Here is a 23975-nt window from a genome sequence, read left to right on the forward strand (position 1 = left end):
GCTGTATAGGACATTCCGCTTTAATCCAGATAGGCGACGACCTCATTCAGTTGTTCCAACGCTTGCGGCGATATTTTCAGGGTGGAACCGGGCTCTCCCGTACCTCCGTAGATGAAAGGATAGCGGAAGAGCCTCCGGTCCAAAATGCAGGGGAGCGGAAGCATCAGTGATACACTGCCCACTTCATATCCGGTAAGCTGCAGAACCTGCTTGGGACTTGCCATTTTTAGGGAATCATGTCCGAGCAGAGCGGCCGCATCTGCCAGGTTGACGCGTCCGCGGTCGCCGGAAACGATCATAGCAAAGTACTCATTTCCGGCTCTCAACACCAAAGCGGGCGCGGTCTGTCCGATTTCGATTCCCAAAAAGGCTGCGCCTTCCTGCGCCGTTTTAATGGGGCCTTCATGCTTAATGATTTCGTACTTGACTCCTTTTTCCTGTAACTGATGTTCCAATTGTTCTAATTGATTCATGAGCGCCTCCCAGCAATCTTTTTCCATATTATAACTTAATTTGTGAGAGGATCGAATGAAGATCTTACAAAAGGTTCAGGCCTATCTCGCCATAGTTGACAATGACCGCAAAGGTAACTATGATAGTTACAACTAATTGCCTCTTCATACTGGGCGGCAAAGGAGAGACATCATATGAACATTAGCACGCGATTTGCGGTTGCCATCCATATCCTGGCCCTGCTTGAGATCGATAAAGAGAGCAAGAACACCTCCGAATGGATCGCCGGAAGCGTGGGTACGAACCCGGTAGTGATCCGCCGGATTACAAGCATGCTTGGCAAAGCGGGTCTCATCGATGTTCGGCCGGGGGTCGCGGGCGCCAAGCTGGCCCGAGCCGCCGAAGAGATTACGCTGCTCGATATTTATTTGGCGGTCGACGCCGTCGGACAGGATTCCCTGTTCGCCGTTCACGACCACCCGAGTCCCGACTGCCCCGTCGGCCGGAATATCGCGGGGGCGATCATTCCGGTGTTTTCGCTCGCCCAGCAGGCGATGGAGGACGTTCTCGGCAAGGTGACGCTGGCGCAGATTGCCTCACAAATCCCGGTCTGACGGCAGGCGGTCTGTCTCCAAATCGCCGCAGCCCGGACTGCTTGGCGGGAGTCTGATACGGACAAGCATGGCAGGTATCATGGATATCGCGAGGCAACAGCGAACCTTTACTAAACCCCTTCCGCCAGTTCGGCGATGCGCCGACCTGCATCCCCTCGGTACAGCCCGCCGTGGTAGCAGATGACCGTCTCGATTGTATAGCGGGCAAGCCTCCGCAGGCTTGACAGCGCGGTGTCCATATCCGGCGTTACCCGGGGATCGGGACCATGCAGTTCGCCGTCTTTCACCATCAGGCTGTCTCCGGCGATGAGGGTGCGGCTGGCCGGATGATACAAGCAGATATGCCCCGGGCTATGGCCGGGGGTCTCGATGACCATTACGCCGCCTGCGACCGGCAGCTCCTGGCCGTCTTCGACCAAGGCGTCCACTTTTGCTTTGGGGGGATGGGCGAGAACGTGCAGAAAGGCCCGCCGCCATTCCTCCGGTACATGAGGCGGGAGCATAGCTTCAGCTGCGGCAATCGCTTCCGGCGTGTGCTTAAGCAGCATCCGTTCCCCTTCGATATAAGGCTGTTCGATGGGATGCGCCAGCACCTTAATCGTCCCTTGCGACTCGCCGAGGATTGCGGGAAGCCCGCCAATATGGTCAATATCCTGGTGTGTAATCATTACGGTGTCAAGTTTGGACCAAGCCACGCCCGCATGGGCGAAAGCTTCCTTAAACTTACCGAGCAGCCCGGGGTATCCCGTGTCAACCAACACCGCATGATCTTCATCCCACAACAGGACAGGATACAGGGTATCCGTTCTTCCCATCACTTCGGCTGTAATCTCCAGCATCTCAATTCCTTGGGCGATTTGCATTGTACTCCTCCTAGACGGATAATCATTGCAGTGACTATCTTAGTCGAAGAAATGATATTAATCAACGATAAAATAATCTATTATATCATAAATAAATATTTTTGTCAAGTGGTGATATAGTGCGTGTGTAGCTGCATGTCGCTGTAATTCATAATTTATTGCCCTTTGGTCTGCATTAACGGACTTTATCCGCTTTTTTCTGCTTCTGTATGAAGATTTACCATTACGATATAGTGATGTAAAAAATATATGGGGGGGCTGGTTCTTTGGAGACATTTACTGCAGTGCTTGTCCTTCTCGGTCTTATCGGCCTATCCAAAATTGTTAACCGGTTCATTCCCTTCGTACCCGTACCGCTTATCCAGATCGGCTTCGGGGTTATTGCCGCCGCCTTTTCTTGGGGCATTCACTTGACGCTGGAACCGGAGCTGTTCTTTGTCTTGTTCATCGCTCCGCTTCTGTTTAATGACGGAAGACGAACCCCGCGGGCCGAGCTTTGGAATCTGCGGGCTCCGATTCTGCTGCTGGCGCTTGGACTGGTATTTGCAACCGTACTGGTGGCGGGTTATGCCATCCACTGGATGATTCCGTCGATACCGGTTGCGGCGGCGTTCGCACTCGCAGCGATATTGTCGCCGACGGATGCGGTCGCTGTAAGCGCCCTGGCTGGGCGGGTCCATCTGCCGAAGAGCATCCACCGCGTGCTGGAAGGCGAGTCGCTGATGAATGACGCTTCCGGCCTCGTTGCATTTAAGTTTGCGGTCGCGGCGGCAGTCACCGGCGTGTTCTCTCTGCCGCAAGCGATCGGCAGCTTTATTCTTATCGCCGCCGGCGGTCTGCTTGCCGGAGCCGCGCTGTCCTTTCTGCTGATTCGCTTAAGCGTGTTTATCCGGCGGCTGGGGATGGAGGATGTCACGGTTCATGTTCTGCTGCAGATTCTGACCCCGTTCCTGATCTACCTGGTCAGTGAAGAGTTAGGAGTGTCGGGCATCCTGGCCGTGGTGGCTGGCGGCGTCGTTCAGGCGATTGAAAAAGACCGGACCGATTCCCCCCAGTACAAGCTCCAGCTCGTATCGGCAAGCATATGGTCGGTGCTGTTGTTCATTCTGAACGGCATGGTATTCCTCATTCTCGGTATTTCGATTCCGGATGTGGTGTCGGTAATATACCGGGATACGGCTGTCGATAACCTGACGGTGGTCCTATACGTACTGGCGATCACGGCTCTGCTGATTGTACTGCGCTTCCTCTGGGTGTACTTGATCTGTATAGGGGGCTGGCAGTTTAAGAACGGAAGCAAGCCGTCGATGAGGTCGCGGGTGCTTACCTCGGTTTCGGGCGTACGCGGAGCGGTTACCCTGGCCGGTGCTTTCTCCATTCCGCTGGTGCTGGATGACGGCTCGCCGTTTCCGCAGCGCGATCTGATTATTTTTCTGGCTGCTGGCGTCATTCTGACTTCCCTGGTGGTTGCAAGCGTTCTGCTTCCGCTCATCGCCCGGAGAGAGGAAGACAGCCGGGAAGAATCAGAGCAAGCGGCAAGATCAAGAATTATGGAGGCCAGCATGGCGATACTCCGCGGGGCGATAGCAGAGGACAGCCGAGCCGCTGTCATTTCGGCTGCGCCAGGACTCCCGGATACGCTGCCGGCGCTGCCGGAATTACAGGATAACCGGGTTATTAACAATCCGGAGGAGGAATACGGCAAGCGGTGCGCGCTGAAAGCGCGGTTGACCGGACTGCAGGCCGAGCGGAGGGAGCTGAACGGGCTTATCGCAGGCGGGTCCATTCCTTCTGAGGCGGGACAGGTGATGATGGAGCTTCTTGATCATAAGGAAGCATTCCTGTCCAAAGGACTGGATTCACAGCTCAAACTATCGCTTGGCAAGCTGGGCCGGCTGTTCTCCGGCATATTCTCGAAGCTTCCACAAGGAGCCGGAGGTTCCGGCGTTCTTCCGGACGGATGCGTTCGGGATGCCCGGATCGGGATGTGCCGCGCCGCAATCGACGCCATCCAGAAGGGGATGGACGATGATAACCGGGACGGTTACGAACGCGTGGCTGCCCGCTACGGCTTGATGCTTGACCGCCTGGAGAACGGTCCGGCCGCCGTGAATGTGGCGGAGCAGGAGGGCCGGCAGCTCGAATGGAAGCTGGAAGCGATCCAGGAGCAGCGCGACGCGGTGCAGCGGATGTATGAGGACGGAACTTTGCGCCGCAGAGCGACCGCTCAATTGCGCTGGTTCGTGGATGAGCTGGAAATGTCGATTTGGGAGGATTAGAGATGAACCGCGAAGAGCTGTCTTTCGTCGAGATCGGAGAAGAGCATCTGGCCGAAGCGACGGAGATTTATAACTACTATGTGCTGAATACAACCGTGTCGTTTCACACCGACCGGCTGACGGTACAGGATATGAAACGGAACATGCTGACCGGCGATCCCCGGTTTAAATCCTACGCGATCATGCTGGGAGGGGAAATGCAGGGATATGTATTGATTACGAGGCACAAGAACAAGCAGGCTTATGACGTGACCGGTGAAATCAGCGTATACCTGAAGCCGGAATGTACGGGCAAAAGAGTGGGAAGGCCAGCATTGGCCTTTATCGAGCGGATGGCCGCCGAACACGGTTTCCATACGCTGGTAGCTACGGTATGCTCGGAGAATAACCCCAGCCGTTCCTTTTTCGAGAGCTGCGGTTATGAGCAGAGCGCCTACTATAAGGAAATTGGCCGTAAATTCGGACGCTGGCTGGACATCGTCGTTTATCAAAAAAGAGTCGAAGGCATCACCGCATAAACCGTTTAGTTACTATGTATAGGGCGAGGTGCGTCATTGGTGCAAGACTTTTGTTGCCCTGCCTCTCCGGCAGTATCATTTACAACTCCATGAATGAGAGAAGGAATTCACGATGAAATCAATCGCTTGGGTAACGGACAGCACCAGTACGCTCAATCCCGATTTTGCAAGAGATAACCATGTGTATATTATCCCTCTGCGGCTCATTGCGGGCAACGAGTGCTATAAAGAAAATATTGAGATAACGGCGGAGCAGTTCTATGAAAAGATGCGGCAGCTCGAACGAGTCGGCAGCTCTCAGCCGCCGATCGGCGAATTTATCGAACTGTACGAATCTCTGAAGGAAAAATATGATCATATTATCGCGGTCCACTGTTCCTCTGAGCTGAGCGGCACTTTCAATACGTCCTTGCAGGCGGCTGAAATTGCCGACACTCCGGTTACGGGTATCGATTCTAAGGTTGGGGCCTATCCTCTGCGCGAAATGATTATGAGCGGCGTTCACTGGCAGCAGATGGGCTGTACGGTGAAGGAAATCAAGGAAAGAATCGAACAGATGATTAACAATATGTCCTTTTATATGCTGCCGACCAGCTTGACCCAGCTTCACCGCAGCGGGCGGGTATCGGGCTCTCAGCTTGTGCTCAGCCAACTGCTGCGCATTCATCTGCTTCTTCGTTTCGACGGAGGCAAAGTGTTCGTGGCGGAGAAGATCCGTACGTTCAAGAAGACGAAGCAGAAGCTGCTGGAGATTCTGAAAAAAGATGTGGAGCTCATCAAGGACGTATGCATCATGCATGCCAACAATGTGGAGGAGGCGCGCAAACTGGATGAGGAAATCAAAGATATGGCGCCTGCGCTGCGCACCGAAATCATGCCTTTTATCCCGGTAGCCGGACTCCACGCGGGCGAAGGTACGCTCGCATTAGCCTGGATCCGAAATCATCCCGCCGCTCTAACTTAAATGCGAGCAAGGCCGTCCCGCCCTGGGTCAGAATCCAAGGCAGGACGGCCTTGTTGTTTTCAGAGCGGTCGTCATCAGCACCGGCTGCTCCGCCCGGCGCTTGGCTTTCCGCGAAGAGCTTTAGCTCTTGCTGCGGCGGAACATCTGCCCCAGCACCTCGCTGAGGACAAGTCCGGTGGCGATGGCCCCCGAGAGCAGGAGAGCCTGAACGGCAGTCTGCAGCGCGGTCGTGTAATCGTCCTCGACGAATCTGCGCATGGCATCATAGGCGAGGCCGCCTGGAACAAGCGGAATAATGCCGCCTACGCTGAAGATGATGACCGGCATTTTGAACGATCTGGCAAAAATTTGGCTGACTACCCCAACGACGACCGTGGCAAAGAAGGTGGCCACAACGGATTTCCAATGGGGATCGAGCAGCAGGTATACCATCCAGCCCAGCATTCCGGCGATTCCGCATTGAAGCAGCGTACGTCTGGGTGTATTAAACAGGATGCAGAACATGGCGGAGGCGATAAAGCTCGCAATAAGCTGTAAAATCATGATAGTTCTCCTCTTAAGCAGGGCTATGAAACGAAGGACAGCACAAGTCCGATCCCGGTTCCGATGGCAAAAGCAGTCAGGAACGCCTCGGCTCCCTTGGACAGTCCCGATATAAGATGGCCGGCCATCAGGTCTCTGACGGCGTTCGTAATCAGCAGTCCCGGAACGAGCGGCATGACGGAGCCGATGATAATCTTATCCGTCTCCGCGCCGATGCCGGCTTGAACGAACAGGAAGGACAGCAGTCCAATCAGAGCAGACGCAGTGAGCTCGGCAAAAAATTTAACCTGGACCAGCCTTTGAAAATAAACCGCCGAGGCGTAGCCGAGTCCCGACACGAACAGCGCGGGCAGGGCGTCCCAGAAGCTCCCCTTGAATATGATGGTGAAGCAGCCGCCCGCCAGGGCCGCCGCCATAATCTGGAGCCAGGCCGGATAGGCATGCGCCGCGTCATCCACCAAGGCCAGCCGCTCGCGCGCCTGCGCCGACGTGATCTGCCGCTGGCTGAGGCAGCGCGAAATGTCGTTGACCTCCGCAACCTTTTGCAGATCGGTCGTACGCTCCTCGATGCGGAACAGCTTGGGCTGTTCCGTCCGGCTGGTCGTAAACATGATGACGGTCGGCGTTACGTAGCTGTGCGCCCCCGGGAATCCGAGAGCAGCGGCCATGCGCGTCATCGTATCCTCCACGCGGTAAGTCTCCGCGCCGTTTTGGAGCATGATTTTTCCGGCCAGCAGGCATAAATCTATAATTTCATAGGTTGTCCCCGATTCGGCATTGTTCAAACCTTCGTAATCCTCCCCTTGAATGTTATATATTTGATTGTGCCTGCATCGGGCCAAAAGATCAAGCGCCAAAATATGAATCCGCTATTTATAGTGCCCGCCGATTTTTTGCGACCTGTCCTTTGCTTGCCCAGCATCGGTAAGGGATGAGGCTCGTATAATCGCGTCGCTGCCGTATCGATTTTTTATGCTGTCCGTAGCTTCATCCAAGGCTCTGTGCTTTACCTGATCCTCAAAGAGAGTGAGCTGGTAAGTCTGATCGTCCACGAGCTGGCTTAAGGTCACGCCGACACGGCGGACGGGCATTTTATCCCAGTATTTATAAAACAGCATTCTTACGGCTTTAATTACGGTATTCGTGTGGTTCGTAGGATCCTGCATCTTCATTTGGCGCGAAAATCCGGTCGGTGATTCATAGGGGCTGCACATGCAGCTGACGCTTACGACAGAGCCCATATATCCTTTGCGGCGGCAGTCGCGGCATACTTCCTCTGTGAGCTCAAGCAACACCGTATCGACTTCCCGCGACTCGGCATAATCTCTGGGTAGAGTCATCATATGGCCGACTGATTTAGGCGGTGCAACAAATGTTCCGGGTTTCACCGGACTATCATCCAGACCGTTCGCCGTCCGCCACATCACCTCTGCATGAATATCCGATTGCTTGCCAAAGCGGGCGCGAAATTTATCTTTTAGAAGGGGTAGGGGCGTTCTGGCGATATCTCCGATTGTACCCATTCCAAGACGGGTAAAATGTGCGGTCATACGCGAACCGACGCCGAACATTTTATGGACCGGCTGCGGCCACAGCAGGGTTTCGATTTCGGACTCAGGTAAAGTAAAGATGCCACTTTCATTCTTTTTCGCCCAAATATCCGTTGCGATTTTAGCAAGCACTTTATTGGAGCTTATGCCGATCCTTACTCGCACTCCGGTCTGACTCAGAACCTTTTGCTGAATGGATTTGGCAATCGTTAGAGGATCACCGAAGATAGGCAGGCTTGCCGTGATGTCCAAAAACTGCTCATCAATACTAAATATTTCAACAAGGTCCGTAAACTCCTCATAAATCTTCGTTATCATCAGGGAGATATCAATGTAATGCTGCATCCGGGGACGGATGACAACGAGATCGGGACATTTATGTAAAGCCTCTCCGAGACGCTCTGCGGTAGTGACTCCATATCCTTTCGCAATCGGACAGGCCGCTAAAATGATGCCGGATCTGCGGGCAGGATCGCCTGCTACAGCAACGGGCTTATCTTTACATTCCGGGTGATCGGCTTTTTCAACACTTGCATAGAAGCTTTGGCAATCTGCCAGAAATATAATCCGTTCATGTTTCTCGCTCAACCTAACCGCCTCCGCATATTCATCAGCATGGTCATCAGTTCTGCCTTAACCAGACTACGCAGCATCGTGAAATGGTGGATATACCCGCGAACTTTATACTCGACATGGATACCCTGTGTATTCATTTCTGTATTCAAAATCCGGATATCCCGTGTTCTCATCTTTCTCTTGGCATTCTGCAGCTCGGGATAAACCGCATGTTCAATTTCTTTCAGATACATAAGGACATGATTATAAATGATTTTGTCCTTGTACTTCTTCAGCTCATTCATGTCTCTTGCCAGCATATCCAGCAAAATCGGCAGTAACGTGTACTCCTTGATAATTTGAAAATCCTCTTCTGTTTCAATTCTTGAATTCATATCCATAATTACACCACCATAAGGAGAACGCATATTCGTATTTTCTATTATATACCGAACACTAGTTCGTTATGCAAGCGGGATTTTTTGGATGGAAGAATATCTAATAAAAAAATAAATATCCGGGGATGAACAAATAGGCGATGTATGAAGTCTTTCCCTTTATAGACTTGAGAGGAGACTTCGAAATGAAGCGAATGATTGAATCGGTAATGCAGCGGGCGACGATTATTCTAGTGTGTGTCGTACTGCTATTGGCGTGGGGAGCGGTTTCGGCCTTCCAAATGCAGAGGGACTACCTTCCAGGCATCAATAACACTACTTTAATGGTGTCCCTGCGCGCATCGTCCTACCAAGCGGATCAAATGAAACGGGACATCACAACGCCCTTGGAGGAAGCGATCCATAAGACCGGCGGGTTAACCAGCCTTGAGACGACCTCGTACGATGGCGGACTGCTGATGAATCTCTATTACCCGATGGATTACGATATGGTAAAAGCGGAGAACCTAGTTAAACAAGCGTTAAACGATGCGGCATTGCCGGATGGGGTTAACAAGCCTGCCGTAACAAGATTAACATCGAGCACGTTTCCTATTCTGAGTTACAGTCTGACTGCAAAAAATAACCAGGTGGATGATCTAACCCTGCAATCTACCCTGCAAACAGGCATCGTCAAGCAGCTAAAATCCGTCCCCGGTGTGGCGGATGTCCAAACCGTTGGCGGAGCCAACAGGGGATACGTCGTTGTCCTGCGCATGAAAGATCTGGCGGCTAACGGCCTGACGGTGGACGATTTTAATAAATCCATCACGGCGGATGTGCCCAGCCTGCAGGGAAATATTGCGAATGTTAAAGCCTCGTTTCCCATCAGAGTGGAGGGCTGGGACCTCACCGGGCAGCAGCTGAACAATCTGGTCATCAAGAACAAAGACGGTCATAGTGTGCCCTTATCGGCCGTTGCGTCGGTATCTCAATCTCTGACCGATGTGAAGACGGTCTCCAGAACCAATGGCCGAGCAAGTGTTATAATTAACGTCATCAAGACGCCTACGGCAAACATTACGGATGTCGCGCAGCATGTAAAAGAACGCGTCTCCGGCATCGCTGCGCTTCGCAGCGGCAACCTGTCTATGACTCTGCTGACCGACCGCGCGCATGATCTGAACAGTTCTCTGAAGGGGCTTGTTCGCGAGGGTTTACTGGGCTGTGTGTTCTCCATGCTCTGCGTTCTGTTCTTTTTCAGAAATGTGCGTTCAACACTCTTGATCGCCGTAACGCTTCCCATTTCCCTGCTGGCAACAACAGCTATTCTGAAATCAATAGGCGTTACGTTAAATATTTTGACCGTTTCCGGATTAATCGTGGCTATGGGCCGCATTGTGGATGACGCGATCGTAATCCTGGACAACATGTATCGGCGGGTTCAGGAAAGTAAAGGCATGCCGGTCCTGAATGTGTTGGCTTCCGCGGTCGTAGAGATGCTGCCGGCCATTTTCGCTTCCACCGCGACTACAGTCGCCGTCTATGTTCCGATTGCTCTAGTTGGCGGCATTATTGGCGCGTCGTATGCCGGGTTTGCCTGGTCGGTTGTCATCGCGCTTCTGGTATCGTTCTTCGTCGCTATGCTGGTGATTCCGGCATTTGCATTTATGGGCTGGAGAGAGCCTAAGGCTGAAGCGGTAACGCTCGAGCCTTTAATGAAGCCTCTTCTTCAGTCGGCGCTGAAGCATAAGAAGACCGTGGCTACCATCTCGCTAATCCTATTTGCTGCCGCCGCGCTGTTCGCATCACAGCTTCCATTTAGCCTGCTGCCCAGCGCGGCGAGCGGCCAGGTAGCTGTAAAAGTTGAGCTTCCGAAGGGAACGCCGCTGTCTGAAGTGGACAAGGAAGTAAGGAAAGTGGAAGACGTTCTGCATAGCAACACCAAAATTGCTGCATATTCAGCGACCTTCGGATCTTCGTTTACGCCGCAGGCAGACGATGTATTCGACCAGGGCGGAGGGTTCATTCAGCAGCCGAACGTGGCCAACCTGTCCATCCAATTAAACAATCCAAAAGAAGTTCAATCATTCATACCGGCGTTACAGTCTGATTTGGACAAAGTTTCAAACCGCGCTGCCATTACGGTAACCAATCAAAACATCGCAGGCGATGATTCAACGATTAAAATTATGCTAACCGGCGCGGATCAGCAAACATTGGAGAATGCAGCCCAGCTTGTACGCACGAAACTGGCTCATATTGAAGGTCTAAGCGTGGCAGGGAAGACAGATCTGACGAACGGAATTCCCAAGTACGCTATAGCCATTGACAAGGAAAAGGTTGCCAAGGCTGGAATCAAGCCGGACGATATCAATAAGCTGTTAGCCCGTTACATGGCAAAAGGAAAAGATTTTGACATTTCAACATCCACAGGGTCCGGTACGATTCCGGTCGACGTGTATGTCGATTCTGTCAGGGCAGGTGCGGTAAACGATAAGGCGCTGCCTGTTTATTCACCGGAACAAGTGCTGGCCTCGCTTGCAGCCCAGACCATCACCGGCAACGGGGGTCAGTCCTATCGTCTGGACCAATTGGCATCGATTCATAAAAGTGCTGCCGTGTCTTCCATTCAAGAGCGTGACGGTCAGCCATTCTCTGTCGTAACTGCGCAAATCACCTCCAGCGATCTAAGCAAGGTGTCAAGCGCCGTAGATCAGACCTTGAAAGACATGCAGCTTCCAGCCGGAGTGACGTATTCGCTGGGCGGCATTACAGAGCAGGTTACACAGATGATTATTGAGATAACGATTGCGGTCGTCGTATCCATATTGCTCGTCCTGCTCATTACAAGCTTCGTATTCAAAGGGTGGAAAGCGCCGTTTGCTGTATTGATCAGCATCCCCCTTGCCTTATCCGGTGTTGTGCTCGCCTTATACGCGATCCATGGCCAATGGAATCTCGCCGCATTCATCGGGGTGTTGATGCTTACAGGCATCGTGGTTACAAACGGGATCGTCTTGATTGATAAAATCGAACGTAACCGCAAAGAGGGATTAAGTCTTCGGGGAGCCGTGGTACAAGGCAGTCTCTCGCGGGTTCGGCCTATTTTCATGACCGCAGGCACGACGGTGTTTACCCTGATTCCTCTTGCCTTATCCCATAGCGCCGATACCGTCATTTCACAAGTGCTTGGGATCGTAGTGATTGGCGGGATGATCACCTCCACACTGAACAGCTTTGTGATGATTCCGATTATTTACGAATGGATGCAGGGGAAGGCGATGCGAAACACTGGCCTAACGAACAGCGCTACAGAGGTGTAATACCACGATATGTATAAATTAAAGGAAGAGGAGGGTTTTCGTTGAACACGTTGACAGCATGGCTTGAACATTACGGATACGGACTGATTCTATTGGCCTTATTCTTTGAAATGCTCGCCTTACCCCTTCCTGGTGAGATGCTGATGAGTTATACAGGCTTATTCGTTTATGAAGGAAAACTGAGTTGGCTGCTCAGTATTCTATCAGCGAGCGCCGGCGCCACAGCCGGCGTTACGCTCTCCTACTGGATCGGTTACCGGCTGGGCAAACCGTTCGTCGTCAAATATGGGCATCGTATTCATCTGGGTGAAGAGAAGCTGAACCGCATATCCTTATGGTTTGAGAAATATGGTGATAAGCTGCTGTTCATCGCTTTTTTCATACCCGGTGTCAGGCATATCACAGGATACTTCTGCGGGGTAACCCGTATGCCCTTCCGCCGCTATGCCGTCTACGCCTATTCCGGTGCGATTTTTTGGGTCAGCTTATTCATTTCACTCGGCAGAGTGCTGGGGCCGAAATGGGAAGCCTATCATCGAACGGTGAACCGCTATATGATCATTTTTGGGATTGCCTCGGCTGTGTTGTCCCTGCTGGTCTATTTCTACCGGAAGCACAAACGGCGTGTTCTTGCATCGCTTATGGCCCTGTTGAACCAAGGGGTACGCCATTTCAACTCATTCGGCAAAGTGAGATTTCTGGTGCTGGCTTCATTTGCGGCATTAGTCGTATTCGTCTCTCTGATGCTGGGGCTGATTCAGGATTTTTTGGCGCAGGAATTTAGTCAATTCGACGAGGTTGCCTCGTACGTCGTTCACACCGTATTTGGACCCGAATGGCAGGATGCAATGAACGGCTTTGCGAAGTTAGGCTCCTTATATCTTTACGGGCCTCTTATCGTGTTAACCGCTCTTTGGGTCGTTCTCAGGGGCCGTGACCGGCTGCTGGAGCTTTCCTTTTTGCTCTGGGTAGTGCTTGGAGGGGAACTGCTTGATTCAGGGCTGCGCATGCTGTTTCATCGTCCTGGGCCTGTTGCGGCCGGGGTTCAAGTATTTAATACCTTTCCTAGTGAAGAAACCCTTACTTCTTTAACCGTATGCGGGTTCTCCGCATTTTTACTGCTTCGGCATTATAGTGAGAGCTTGATCCGCATTTCGGTAACTTTAACTGTTATTCTATTGTGCCTGCTTGTGGGGGTCAGCCGCATTTATTTTAACGTGCAATTTCCAAGCGATGTCGCGGCAGGATATGTCTTCGGCGGGGTATGGATCAGCTTAAACATCATTCTGCTTGAGGTCTTAAGGCTGCTGCGGAATAACGAAGCCATTGCTGCCTGATTGAGGCTGTTACCGGTGCGATATGGGGTATTGGGCATCTTGTTATATAATGTGATGTGATGACACAACAGGCATGATGGTGTGCAAGCTTCCGTTCTGGTAGGAGTTGAGGGTGCGAGTGGTGGACGAGGAACTAAATCAGATCATTCATCGGGCTAGGCGTGGTGATAAAGAAGCATTTGCGCAGCTTGTCAAACGGTATAAAGGCCATGTATATCGATATGCTGCCGGTATGCTGGGGGACCGGATGGATGCGGAAGACGTCTCTCAGGAGGCGTTCATTAAAGTGTATTATTCATTATCCGGCTTGGACAACGCATACGCGTTCTCATCGTGGATCATCCGAATTGTCTCTAACCTGTGCAAGGATCGATTGAAAAAACGCGCAAAAGAACAACGGCTCCGTGATGAGCCCGATGAGACGATAGCGGATCAGCATTTGCCCGACCCTCTGGAGAAGCTGTCTATTGAGGAAGCTATGGCCAGGCTTACTGTCGATCATCGGGAAATCCTGCTGCTGCATGAAGTGCAGGGGTATCGATATGAAGAAATTGCGGATATCCTTGAAGTCCCCCTGGGGACGGTGAAATCCCGGCTGTTTGCCGCCCGAATGGCGCTGCGCAAAGAATTAGGAAAGGAGGACCGGGGATGATTGAACATCTGGAGGATCAATTGTCGGCTTATCTCGATGGCGAGTTGAATGCTGACGAAAGGCAGCGTGTGGAAGACCATATTGAGGAATGCGAGTCCTGTCAGGCGCTTCTGGAAGACCTATTAGTCATGCAAAGCGACCTTGCGCAGACATTCCATCGGATGCAAGCGCCGGCTCATTTAGAGGTTCGGGTTCTCCAGTCCATTGCAGAAGAAAAAATCCCGGCAGCTGCTGAAAAGGGCTGGGCATTTGGTTTTCTTATGATGGTGTTGACATTTGGCGTCTTTTGGTTCCTGAGCGGGTCAGTATTAGTGAAGCTGATTCATGGATTATTGAAACTTACGGCAGCTATGGTCTATGCGGCGTCGCATTTCATCCTCAGTGTGCCCGTGTTAACCGGGCTAACGGTTGTGCTCTCATTAGTTATCCTTGCGGCATCCGTGTACTCGCTCAGGAGACTGCTGCAAACGACAGCCAATTGAAAGGGATGAAAAATGGATTGAGAAAGATATTTTACACATTAAGCTGTTTCATACTCCTGATGTCCCTCATCCCTGGCTTGGCATCGGCGCAGAGTATCTTCGAGCGTCAGAATACAACCGTGCCCGCAGGGCAGACCGTCGACGACGTATATGTTGTCGGGGGCGATGCGGATGTGTTTGGCCAAGTAAACGGTGTGGTTGTCGTTATTAATGGTAGCCTTCGCCTTGGCAGCACCGCCCATGTAGAAGGCGTTGTCGTTGTGGTCGGGGGACAGGTAAAGCAGGACCCGAAAGCTGTATTGGGTGACGATGTATACACTATTTCACTGGATAACGCAACGCAAAATAGCCTGCTGATTGGCGGCGGACTTGTCCTGGGGTTGTGGGTGCTGCAGCTCGCGGGCAGTCTGCTGATGATTCTTGTGCCTGTCCTCATTAGAATCATTGGAAGGACGAAAATAGCCGCCTTCACTGACCGGTACCAGCGTGAATCCATCGGACGATTACTTTACATTGGTTTCCTAAGCGGATTGATGATCACGGCGCTAAGCGCGTTGCTGCTTGTCACGGTTGTCGGCATTCCGATCTTAATCCTTATTCTGTTAGCTGTGCTCGTCGTCGTTGCTGCGGGCATCACGGTGATGAGTTCTCGCATTGGCGAATGGTTTCATGGACCGACCCCAAGCTCAGATTGGGTGAAAGTGCTGATCGGCGCGTCGATCATAGCCGCGTTCGCGAATATCCCTTTAATAGGCTGGATTGTTATGTGCCTTGTCGTCTTGGTGTCTATGGGGATTGGCACACAGTGGATAGCCCAGAAGATGAAGAGGAATTCGAAGACTGTATAGAAGACTGTATAAAAAAGGAAGTCCGCGAACATTTCGGCTGGGCAGCATTTTGGCCTGAGCGTTCGCGAAGAGAGCGCCTGATTAAAGTGACGGCCATTCCGCACCGCTCAAGTGCTTCTCCTGATATTCGCCCGGGGGCATATGATGAAATTGTTTAAATACATGCGAAAAATGCTTTACGCTGACGTAACCGACCTTCTCCGAGACATCGTATACTTTCACGGGAGGATTTGCCTTCAGCAGCTTTGCGGCCTGCTCCATCCGGACCCGGGTCAGAAATTTGATATACGATTCCTGCATCGTTTTGTGGAAGATGCTGCTTAAATAGCCCGGCGAGATTCCCATCTTTTCGGCGAGCAGGGCAAGGCTTAACGGTTCCGCATAATGGGAGTAGATATAAGCTCTGACCCGGCTGACAATGTCCTGTTCATTTTCGTGGACAGGCTCTTCCGGGCCGCCTTTGGTCAGGCAATGAAAGATTTCCTGAAACAATCCGAGTACCGCTTGGATGGACAGCTCGGACGGATTCCGATGCATCTGCTGGAGATGATGATAGGCGCTTTCCACGAATCCGCTCTGGCGTTCCAAAGGCCCGTTCGCAAGCTGCCTTAGCAGATGAAACCCGAACTTCATGACATGAACGGAGCTAATATGCGGCAGACTTTCAAAAAAACGCTTCACCGCCATTAAAAAAACAGCTTCATTCCGATCCGGGATAGCCAATTGCACAGAGGTTAACGTTTGCTCCAGAATGGCAAGACGCTGAAGCTGCCTGCTCTCATGCTGTTCATTGAACAGGAAAGGTTCTTCCAGGAACAGGCGATGGTTAAGGGTCTCGGCTGCTTTAGCATAGGAGTATTGCAGATGAAACAGCTCGGATTCAAAGGTTCCGAGGGCGCCGGAGACGGTAATTCCGGTATTGGCGAGCATGGCGGAAGAGACTTTCTCATAAAGCGAACGGCATTTATGCTCGATATGATTCTTGTCTTCGCCCGTCACCAGCACGCAGGTATGCTGATCTTCGTCCAGAAAGACGAATCCGGAGCCGCTTGCTTCAGACAGCTCGCCTGTCATTTGATGGAGAATGAAGCGAAAGACGGAAATGTCGCCGTAAGGTATCCCTTTTTGGGCCAGCCGGTCTTCATCCAGATCCAGCACCATAATTAGACCTTCGGTTTCGATCAGCTGCACTTTCAAGCGGAAGACGAGGGGATAAAGGGCCTTGATCTCCACGCTGTCGTCGCTTACAAGGGCCTTCAGGAATTGCCTGACGACCTGCGCCTGGCTTTCCTTGGAGACCTTTCTCATAGCCAGAGCGGCAAGCTCGTCATGGAATTTACGGTCGAGCTGCGCGGTAACCTCTGCCAGAGCTTCTACCAATTCATCATGGACTACGGGCTTCAGCAAATAATTCTGCACCCCGAAGCGGAGCGCATCCCGGGCAAGCGAGAATTCATCAAAGCCGGACAGAATCAGAATAATGGGCGGATTCTCCGATTGGGACAGCCGTCTGCACAGCTCCAGTCCGTCAACGACAGGCATTTTAATGTCGGTAATGACCAGATGGACCCGCATCTCCTGCAGCATTTCCCAGGCTTCCTGACCATCCATGGCTTCTCCCGCGACCTCCCAATCCGGATGGTTGGAGGCGATATGCATCCTCAAATACTGGCGTACGAGCGGTTCGTCATCCACAAGCAGCACTTTATACATTCTCATCACTCCTTCCCCAATCCGGTTTCCGGCAAAAGAACAAATACAGCCGTTCCCTGTCCCAGCACACTGTCGACTTTAATTCCATACCCGGAACCGTATTTTAATTTAATTCGTTTATTCACATTAACCAGGCCGATGCCGGTTCCCGTCCGAGAGGCGCTGTCCAGGTTCTGATCTCCAGCGGACGGATGATCCGGCTGAACCTGCTCCAGCTTGCCGCGAAGCTTCTGCAGCGTTTCCGGGCTCATACCTTGCCCGCTGTCCCGGATCGTGAACAGAACCTCGCCGCTCGCGGTCTTTTCTCCGAATATAACAATACGGGTCTGTCCGCGCTTGGCTTCGCAGCCGTGAATTACCGCATTCTCGACGATCGGCTGAAACAGCAGGGCGGGGATGGGCATGTCATGCAAAGCGGGATCAACTTGCAGCTCGTACTCCAGCCTGCCTTCGTAACGGCTGCTCTGGATGCTTAAATAAGCTTCAAGCAAATCCAGCTCTTTTTGCAGGAGAATGTCTTTATCCATCCGGGTCATGCTGCGGAGCATGCTGCTTAATTTATGGAGATGGTCGATGGCCTTGTCCTGCTTGCCCGTCTGCATCTGCATGGATATCAAATTCAGCGTGTTGAACAGGAAGTGGGGCCGAATCTGATTGTATAGGGCCTGTACCTGGGCTTCCTTCTGGAGCAGCTCCTTCTCGTATACCTGCTTAACCAGCTGGGTATTTTCTTCCAGCATTTCACGTACTCTGGACACCAGACCGTTAAAGGAGGTGCCAAGATACCCCAGTTCATCATTCCGGTGCGCGGGAAAAGAAACCTGCAAATTCCCCTGTTCCACCTCTCTCATCAATTTCACGATATGCAGCAGTGGAGCCAAAAAACGGCGGACAAAGAAATACATCAGGATAAAAGCGAGCAGCGAGCAGGCCAGTGCGATGAAGAAGCCAAAATTTCTCGTTTCCGTCGCTTTTTGATTTAATTCCTTGATGGAGCTGACAGCCACAATCGTCCAATTGGAGCGCGGGAGCAGCGTTGAATTAAGCAGGTAGGAGGTGCCGCTCTGATTAATCGTCATGGTTGGTTTGCCGCTTGCTTGGACTTGATTGAACAAGGATACGGCGTTTAACCGGTCCGTACTCCGGTAAATCACATTGCGGTTATTATCCAGAATGAATAAGCCTCCGCCCGAGCCCATATCGACTTTACTGCAAATGACGGCGATGCCGTTATAGTTGGCGTCCACCTTGATGGCCCCGAGTATTTTCTCTGTATCCCGAGTGCTCCGGAGCTGCTTCACGATGGAAAAAACTTTAGGACCGCCGTTTTTCACCATCTGCTGCGTGTGCGTAGGCACAAAAATGGAATCCTGCGTATTCATCGCCTGCTTATACCAATCGAATTCCTGAAACCGGCTGTCGTAATCCACGCTGATGGGCATGCGCCCGACCGTATAGATTTCATCCGTCAAAATAAAGACCCGATTGATATCTTTCCGTGGATAAATCATCATCTCTTCGAGATAATTGTCAATGAAGCGGCGCTTTTTCAACTGGGCCAATTGGGAATTCTGCACATCTTCCTCCAAGGTCTGCATCACGCCATCGTTCATATAGGGCGACAGGGTAAGGCGGAACAGATCATCCAGATAGGTGTCGATATTATAGGAGACCTGGGCGATAATTTGCTGCACCTGCTCGGAGGACTGCTGTTCAAAGTCCATCGTGTATCTGGAATAGGACAGAATGGAAGCAAGAAAGACTGAACCCAGAATGAACAATACGGAGAAAAAGAGCAGCTTTTTTTTGATGCTCCAATATCGGTAGCGCTTCCATTTGTGCATGTTCACTCCCCCCAACACCAGTGTAGCGATTTATTGTATGCGCTTCAATTTGTTTTTCGGGAATCTGCAAAAACCGCACCCTTGTGTAAAAATACGGTGTTTTGCGTTCGCGCATTCCCCCTTATGATGAGACTGTAACAAGGAACACAGGTCAGAGGAACAGCCAACAAAGGGAGGCGTCAATATGAGAAAAAAGAAACTGGGCTTGCTGCTCACAGGCGTGATGATGGTCGGCTTACTGGCAGGCTGCGGCGGAAAAAGCGAGGATTCGCCAAGCCCAAGCGGCAATGCCGCAGGCACGGCTCAGGAAACGGCCCCCAAAGAAACCGTGAAGCTGAAGTTTTTTACCGGAAAAGTGGAGACGGTCGATTTAATGAACACCCTGATCCAGAAGTTCAATTCGGAAAATCCGGGGATTGAAGTGGAGCAGGAATACCAGAAGGACGCAAGCAATGTGATTAAAGTGAAATTCGCTTCCGGCGACATTCCCGACATTACCACCGTGGTAGAGCAGGATTATATCGATCAGGGCAAATACCTGGATCTTTCAAATGAGCCGTTCTGGCCGAGAGTGCTGCCGGCGGTCAAAGAGCTGTCAACGGACGTGAAGAGCGGCAAGCAGTATCAGGTGGCGACGAACGTGACGATGGCCGGCATTTTTTATAACAAAAAAATATTCCAGGAGCTGGGCCTGAAAGAAGCATTGACCTGGGACGAATTTAAAGCGAATCTGCAGGCGATCAAGGACAAGAAGCCGGATGTGACTCCGCTGTTTATCGCCGGAAGGGAGTCATGGACGCTTGGACATCTGATCGAGTTCCTGGCTCACGGCATTATCAAGCAGGATTTGGGCGTAAAAAGCTCCCGCGAAGCCTTCATCAACAATGAGTCGGATAAACTGAAGTTCGATCAGGAAAACGGGCCAATTGACACTTTCGCCAAACGTCTGCTGGAACTGCAAGCTGCCGGCTTGATTAACAAAGACGCTTTGACCGCGACATACGACAATCAGAAAGAAGCGTTCGCAACAGGCAAAGCCGCGATGATCAGCCAAGGAATGTGGGTTGTGGCAGATTTGCTCAAAATTAGCCCCGACTTCCAGAGTGACCTCGGGTTCAGCCCTTACCCGTCCATTCAGGATGGAACGAAGCCGGTCGTCCTTTCCGCTGACGATTCCAGATATGCCATTACCGCCGAGTCCAAGCATCCGGAAGAAGCGAAGAAGTTCCTTGAATTCTTGCTGCAGCCGGAAAATCTGAAGACCTACAGCGAGTTCCTGAAATCGCCTCCGGCGTTTACGGATGTGACCGCGGATTGGGGACCGCTTAAAGAACAGGCCAATCAGGCCCTGAGCAGCGGCGTTAACATCGCTTTCACGGATTCACCGTCGGGCTTCTCGGGAGACGATGCAGGCCGAATGGTGCAGGAGCTGCTGGCGGGCCAGTATGCCAATTCTCTTGATTTTGCCAAAGCTTACAAAGACGCCTGGGATAAAGCCTGGAAAGCAACCCACAGATAAAGCGTATGATTACACCGGAACCCGGAAGAAAGAAATCGTATGATACGGCCCGGGTTCCGGCAATGGATTGGAGAGAAATCGGATGAATCTGCTGCGTAAGCTATGGAATAACTTGCATCTGTTTATGGCACTGCCGGCCATCCTGCTGTTTGGACTGTTCTTCATTTATCCGCTGGCGCAGGGTATCGGGATCAGCCTCACAGATTCCAACGGCATGGCCCCGCCGCGTTTTATCGGATTGCAGAATTTTGTGGATTTTTTTCATGATGCCCGGGCGAAGAAAGATGTGTACAATACCGTCTTCTTTGCGATTGGAAGCGCTCCCCTGCTTAATGTATTCGGCTTTTTGTACGCGCTGATTCTGGATCGTCCGTTTAAGGGAAAAGGCTTTGTGCGTGCGGTCGTCTATTTGCCGGCGGTCATCAGCCCGCTGATTATGGGGTATGTCTGGTATTTTATCCTGCAGCCGGACCGGGGCTTTCTCTATCATTTGCTGGCGAGCCTGCATCTGGGCACCGGTGGAAGCGACTGGCTGGGCAACGCGAACTCTGCGCTCATTGTGCTCGTGTTCATCAATGTGTGGCAGTTCGTGGGGATGACGATGATTATTTATCTGGCGGGGCTGCAGTCCATTCCGAAAGAGCTGTACGAGGCCGGGGAAATCGACGGCGCTGGGTATTTGAAATCGCTCTGGTATATTACGATACCAATGGTCGTTCAGTCGATCAAAATCAATGTCGTCACCAACATTATCGGGTCCCTGTCCGTCTTCGAGGTCATCGTCGCGCTGACGGACGGAGGGCCGGGCTACAGTACGGAATCACTGAGCATCTATATTCTTCGCATGCTGTACGGCAGCTTTACCGGCTATTCGACAGCGGTAGCGATGATTCTGTTCGTCATGATCATCATTCCCGTCTTTCTCTTTATGAGATATATCAATAAGAAAGAGTTTGAAATGTGAGGGCCGCCGCTATGAAAAATACGCGAACAATCGGTAAATACGCCTTGGTAGCGGGCATGACGCTGCTGTCCTTGATCCCTTTTTACATCCTGCTGTATTTGGCGCTGAATAATCCCTCCCGCACGTTATTTAACGGCCTGTCGCTGCTGCCCGATTTCAACTTCTCCAACTTCTCGGAGGCGTGGGAATCGTCCAAAATGGGACTCGCTACGCTGAACTCCCTGATTATCACTGTCGGAGGTGCCTTTCTGATTATTCTCGCGGCAAGTTCGGCGGGCTACGCCATCGCCAGGTACAGCAACAAATTTCACCAATCGGTGTTCAACCTGCTGCTGATCTGCATGATGATTCCGGCGATTATTATAACCGTGCCGCTTTACACGCTGATGAAATCGATTGGCGGCATCAATACGCATTGGGCGATGATTTTGCTTATGGCGTCGAACGGCATTCCTTTTTCCGTGTTCCTGTATACCGGCTTCATTAAAGTGCTCCCCCGGGAAATTGAGGAGTCCGCGATTATCGACGGGTGCACGCCGTTTACGGCCTTTTGGAGAGTCACGTTTCATTTTCTGCGTCCGGTTACGGCGGCGGTCGTCATTTTGCAGGGGCTGGCGATCTGGAACAATTACGGCCAGGCCGTATTTTTCCTGCAGGGGCAAGATATGAGAACGATTCCGCTGGCCGTCTCCATGTTCTTTCAGCAGTACGGCGCGCAGTGGAATCTGATGGCAGCTGCGGCCGTGATCGGGCTTGCGCCCGCTGTCCTTGCTTTCTTGGTCTTCCAACAATATTTTGTCAAAGGGATAACCGCCGGAGCGGTGAAAGGATGAACCGTATGTTTCCAACGATTAAAGACGCTTACCCTAATAAAGCCCAGTATCTGACCGGAGAACCGGTATGCATTAGGGTTGAACTGGATAATCCGCTCCAGCACGAAGTTACGGTTCGGCTAACAGCGGAAATACTATGTGTGAATCGCGTGTTGGACAGCCAGGCCTATGATATCGTCATTCCTCCGGGCGCCGTTATAACGCATCTTCTGGATTTTGGCCCGCCGGATGAAGCTTTTCGCGGATATGGTGTCGATTTGCTGCTTGAGCAGGACGAGGCGGAGCCCGTGCGTTTCTCGACCGCCTTTGATGTCGTTTCGAGCTGGCGGCAGTCGCCGAGGTACGGGTTTTTAAGTGATTTTCATCCGCGTGAGCTTGGGGATGCCAAGGATGTGGAGAGCCTCAATAAGCTCCATATTAATCTGGTGCAATTTTACGATTGGATGTACCGCCACGACGACCTCGTTCCGCCGGAGGATACTTTTACCGATCTGATGGGGAGAGAGCTCAGCCTTCAAGTTGTGAAGGAGAAAATCGCGCTCTGCCGCTCCTATGGCATGAAGACGATGGCCTACGGAGCGGTTTACGCCGCCAGCCAGGATTTTTACCGGAAGCATCCGGATTGGGCGCTGTATTACGGCAATGGAAAGGTCATCGATTTCATCGATATTTTTACGATAATGAACATCAGCGAAGAGTCGCCCTGGCATCGTCACATCATTGGGGAGTACAAAAAGGCGATTGAACAGGTCGGCTTCGACGGCATCCATATGGACACGTACGGGTATCCGAAGACGGGCATTTCAAGACTTGGCGGCGTGAAAAAGCTGGAGCGGCTGGAGCAGCAATTCCCGGTTCTGATCGAGAACACCCGCAAGGAACTGAGCAAGTCCAAAGAGGACATCGGCCTGATCTTCAACAATGTGGGCAATTGGCCGGTGGATACGGTCGCGGCGGCATCGCAGGATGCCGTATACATCGAGGTATGGAATCCGTATGAAAAATACCATCATATTCAGCAGATTATTGCCTGGGCACAGCAGTTCGGCCATGGCAAGCCGGTCATTCTTGCGGCCTACTTGAAGCCTTTCCGGCTGGAGCCAGCGGAATCCATCGATAGAGCCCACGCTGCCGCGCTGCTGCTGTCGGCGGTGATTTTCTCCCACGGGGCATATCATCTGCTGCTGGGGGAGAAGGGCGGAGTGCTGACTCAAGGATATTACGTCGATTATTCCGTAGCGGGCGATGCCTTCATGTGCGAAATCCGGAATTATTACGATTTTATGGTCCGCTACGTTCATCTGCTGTATGATCCGTCTTTGCGCAATGTCTCAATGACGCATGTGGAGGGTGACAATCTGGAATACGTATTCGACGGTGCACCTTATTCCACATACGGCGAACCCGGCAAAGTCTGGACCGTGGTCCGGGAGAATGAACAGTTGAAATTGATCCAGTTCATCAACCTGACGAATAACACCGAGGATTATTGGAACGAAGGAAAGAACCGGCCGGCGGAGGTGAAAAATCTAACTGTTCGCGTTCAATTGAGCGGTCCGGTCCGGTCCGTATTTACGGCGAGCCCCGATATCGACATGGGCAGACCGAAGGAGCTTGAATATTCCATTGAAGAAAGTGATCGGGGATATGTGCTTTCCGTTACCGTGCCCAGCGTGTATCAGTGGAGTATGCTGGTGATTGAGCATTGAACGGCGCAGTGGAAGGTAAGGATTGTGGTATT

At 51.9% G+C, this 23975-nt stretch carries 21 protein-coding genes; 13 read left to right on the forward strand and 8 right to left on the reverse strand.

Translation table 11 applies throughout. The features are described from left to right. Positions 1-20 precede the first annotated feature (20 nt). Positions 21-473, reverse strand: a complete 453-nt coding sequence (locus VK70_RS07560; RefSeq protein ID WP_025694777.1) for an aminoacyl-tRNA deacylase — start codon at positions 471-473, stop codon at positions 21-23. A 174-nt stretch (positions 474-647) separates the two neighbouring features. On the opposite strand from VK70_RS07560, the gene VK70_RS07565 reads away from it, so the two are divergent. Then, a complete protein-coding gene (locus VK70_RS07565; protein ID WP_046723075.1) occupies positions 648-1067 on the forward strand; it encodes an Rrf2 family transcriptional regulator in 420 nt (139 codons plus the stop codon). 110 nt (positions 1068-1177) lie between these two features. On the opposite strand, the gene VK70_RS07570 is transcribed toward VK70_RS07565, so the two are convergent. Then, the gene (locus VK70_RS07570) at positions 1178-1930 is read right to left on the reverse strand and encodes an MBL fold metallo-hydrolase (RefSeq protein ID WP_046723077.1); all 753 of its coding nucleotides are present in this window, start codon (positions 1928-1930) and stop codon (positions 1178-1180) included. A 266-nt stretch (positions 1931-2196) separates the two neighbouring features. Between VK70_RS07570 and VK70_RS07575 the strand changes: the two genes are divergently transcribed. The 3 genes from VK70_RS07575 to VK70_RS07585 all read left to right on the forward strand — a co-directional run bounded on the left by VK70_RS07575 (position 2197) and on the right by VK70_RS07585 (position 5691). Next, the gene (locus VK70_RS07575) at positions 2197-4209 is read left to right on the forward strand and encodes a Na+/H+ antiporter (protein ID WP_046723079.1); all 2013 of its coding nucleotides are present in this window, start codon (positions 2197-2199) and stop codon (positions 4207-4209) included. Positions 4210-4211: 2 nt separating this feature from the next. Continuing rightward, a complete protein-coding gene (locus VK70_RS07580; RefSeq protein ID WP_025698149.1) occupies positions 4212-4727 on the forward strand; it encodes a GNAT family N-acetyltransferase in 516 nt (171 codons plus the stop codon). A gap of 112 nt (positions 4728-4839) precedes the next feature. Next, positions 4840-5691, forward strand: a complete 852-nt coding sequence (locus VK70_RS07585) for a DegV family protein (RefSeq protein ID WP_025698148.1) — start codon at positions 4840-4842, stop codon at positions 5689-5691. Between the two features lie 120 nt (positions 5692-5811). Here VK70_RS07585 and VK70_RS07590 read toward each other — a convergent pair whose 3' ends face one another. The 4 genes from VK70_RS07590 to VK70_RS07605 form a co-directional block, all read right to left on the reverse strand. After that, positions 5812-6234, reverse strand: coding sequence for a threonine/serine exporter family protein (locus tag VK70_RS07590; protein WP_025698147.1), 423 nt, complete (start codon positions 6232-6234; stop codon positions 5812-5814). 23 nt (positions 6235-6257) lie between these two features. Then, positions 6258-7019, reverse strand: coding sequence for a threonine/serine exporter family protein (locus tag VK70_RS07595; RefSeq protein WP_046723082.1), 762 nt, complete (start codon positions 7017-7019; stop codon positions 6258-6260). 84 nt (positions 7020-7103) lie between these two features. After that, entirely contained in the window at positions 7104-8372 is a 1269-nt protein-coding gene (locus VK70_RS07600) for a DNA polymerase IV (RefSeq protein WP_025695348.1), read from the reverse strand. Further along, the gene (locus VK70_RS07605; protein ID WP_144415201.1) at positions 8369-8734 is read right to left on the reverse strand and encodes a YhjD family protein; all 366 of its coding nucleotides are present in this window, start codon (positions 8732-8734) and stop codon (positions 8369-8371) included. The genes VK70_RS07600 and VK70_RS07605 overlap by 4 nt, the downstream gene beginning before the upstream one ends. A gap of 188 nt (positions 8735-8922) precedes the next feature. Between VK70_RS07605 and VK70_RS07610 the strand changes: the two genes are divergently transcribed. From VK70_RS07610 to VK70_RS07630, 5 genes are all read left to right on the forward strand, one after another. Then, positions 8923-12042, forward strand: a complete 3120-nt coding sequence (locus VK70_RS07610) for an efflux RND transporter permease subunit (protein WP_025695346.1) — start codon at positions 8923-8925, stop codon at positions 12040-12042. 41 nt (positions 12043-12083) lie between these two features. Then, positions 12084-13379, forward strand: a complete 1296-nt coding sequence (locus tag VK70_RS07615) for a bifunctional DedA family/phosphatase PAP2 family protein (RefSeq protein ID WP_025695345.1) — start codon at positions 12084-12086, stop codon at positions 13377-13379. 112 nt (positions 13380-13491) lie between these two features. Further along, a complete protein-coding gene (locus tag VK70_RS07620; protein ID WP_051505039.1) occupies positions 13492-14031 on the forward strand; it encodes an RNA polymerase sigma factor in 540 nt (179 codons plus the stop codon). Continuing rightward, positions 14028-14513: an anti-sigma factor family protein gene (locus VK70_RS07625; RefSeq protein WP_025695343.1), complete on the forward strand. Its 486-nt coding sequence runs from the start codon at positions 14028-14030 to the stop codon at positions 14511-14513. The genes VK70_RS07620 and VK70_RS07625 overlap by 4 nt, the downstream gene beginning before the upstream one ends. A gap of 17 nt (positions 14514-14530) precedes the next feature. Then, positions 14531-15361 carry a hypothetical protein gene (locus VK70_RS07630; RefSeq protein WP_155986897.1) on the forward strand — a complete coding sequence of 277 codons (831 nt, stop codon included), beginning with the start codon at positions 14531-14533 and terminating at the stop codon, positions 15359-15361. An 81-nt stretch (positions 15362-15442) separates the two neighbouring features. Here the strand turns inward: VK70_RS07630 and VK70_RS07635 are convergent, their stop codons facing one another. Beyond that, positions 15443-17074 (reverse strand): response regulator, encoded by a 1632-nt coding sequence (locus tag VK70_RS07635; RefSeq protein ID WP_025695341.1) that lies wholly within the window; start codon positions 17072-17074, stop codon positions 15443-15445. A gap of 5 nt (positions 17075-17079) precedes the next feature. After that, positions 17080-18918: a sensor histidine kinase gene (locus tag VK70_RS07640; RefSeq protein ID WP_025695340.1), complete on the reverse strand. Its 1839-nt coding sequence runs from the start codon at positions 18916-18918 to the stop codon at positions 17080-17082. 184 nt (positions 18919-19102) lie between these two features. Here VK70_RS07640 and VK70_RS07645 point away from each other — a divergent pair, with 184 nt between their 5' ends. From VK70_RS07645 to VK70_RS07660, 4 genes are all read left to right on the forward strand, one after another. Then, positions 19103-20437 carry an ABC transporter substrate-binding protein gene (locus VK70_RS07645; RefSeq protein ID WP_025695339.1) on the forward strand — a complete coding sequence of 445 codons (1335 nt, stop codon included), beginning with the start codon at positions 19103-19105 and terminating at the stop codon, positions 20435-20437. Positions 20438-20519: 82 nt separating this feature from the next. After that, a complete protein-coding gene (locus tag VK70_RS07650; protein WP_025695338.1) occupies positions 20520-21401 on the forward strand; it encodes a carbohydrate ABC transporter permease in 882 nt (293 codons plus the stop codon). A gap of 11 nt (positions 21402-21412) precedes the next feature. After that, on the forward strand, positions 21413-22234 hold the full coding sequence (locus VK70_RS07655; RefSeq protein WP_025695337.1) for a carbohydrate ABC transporter permease: 822 nt from the start codon (positions 21413-21415) through the stop codon (positions 22232-22234). Next, on the forward strand, positions 22231-23943 hold the full coding sequence (locus tag VK70_RS07660; RefSeq protein WP_025695336.1) for a glycoside hydrolase family 66 protein: 1713 nt from the start codon (positions 22231-22233) through the stop codon (positions 23941-23943). Before VK70_RS07655 ends, VK70_RS07660 begins: the two co-directional genes overlap by 4 nt. The last annotated feature ends 32 nt before the right edge of the window (positions 23944-23975 follow it).

It is taken from the genome of Paenibacillus durus ATCC 35681 (assembly GCF_000993825.1).
GTDB lineage: Bacteria > Bacillota > Bacilli > Paenibacillales > Paenibacillaceae > Paenibacillus_AQ > Paenibacillus_AQ durus_B.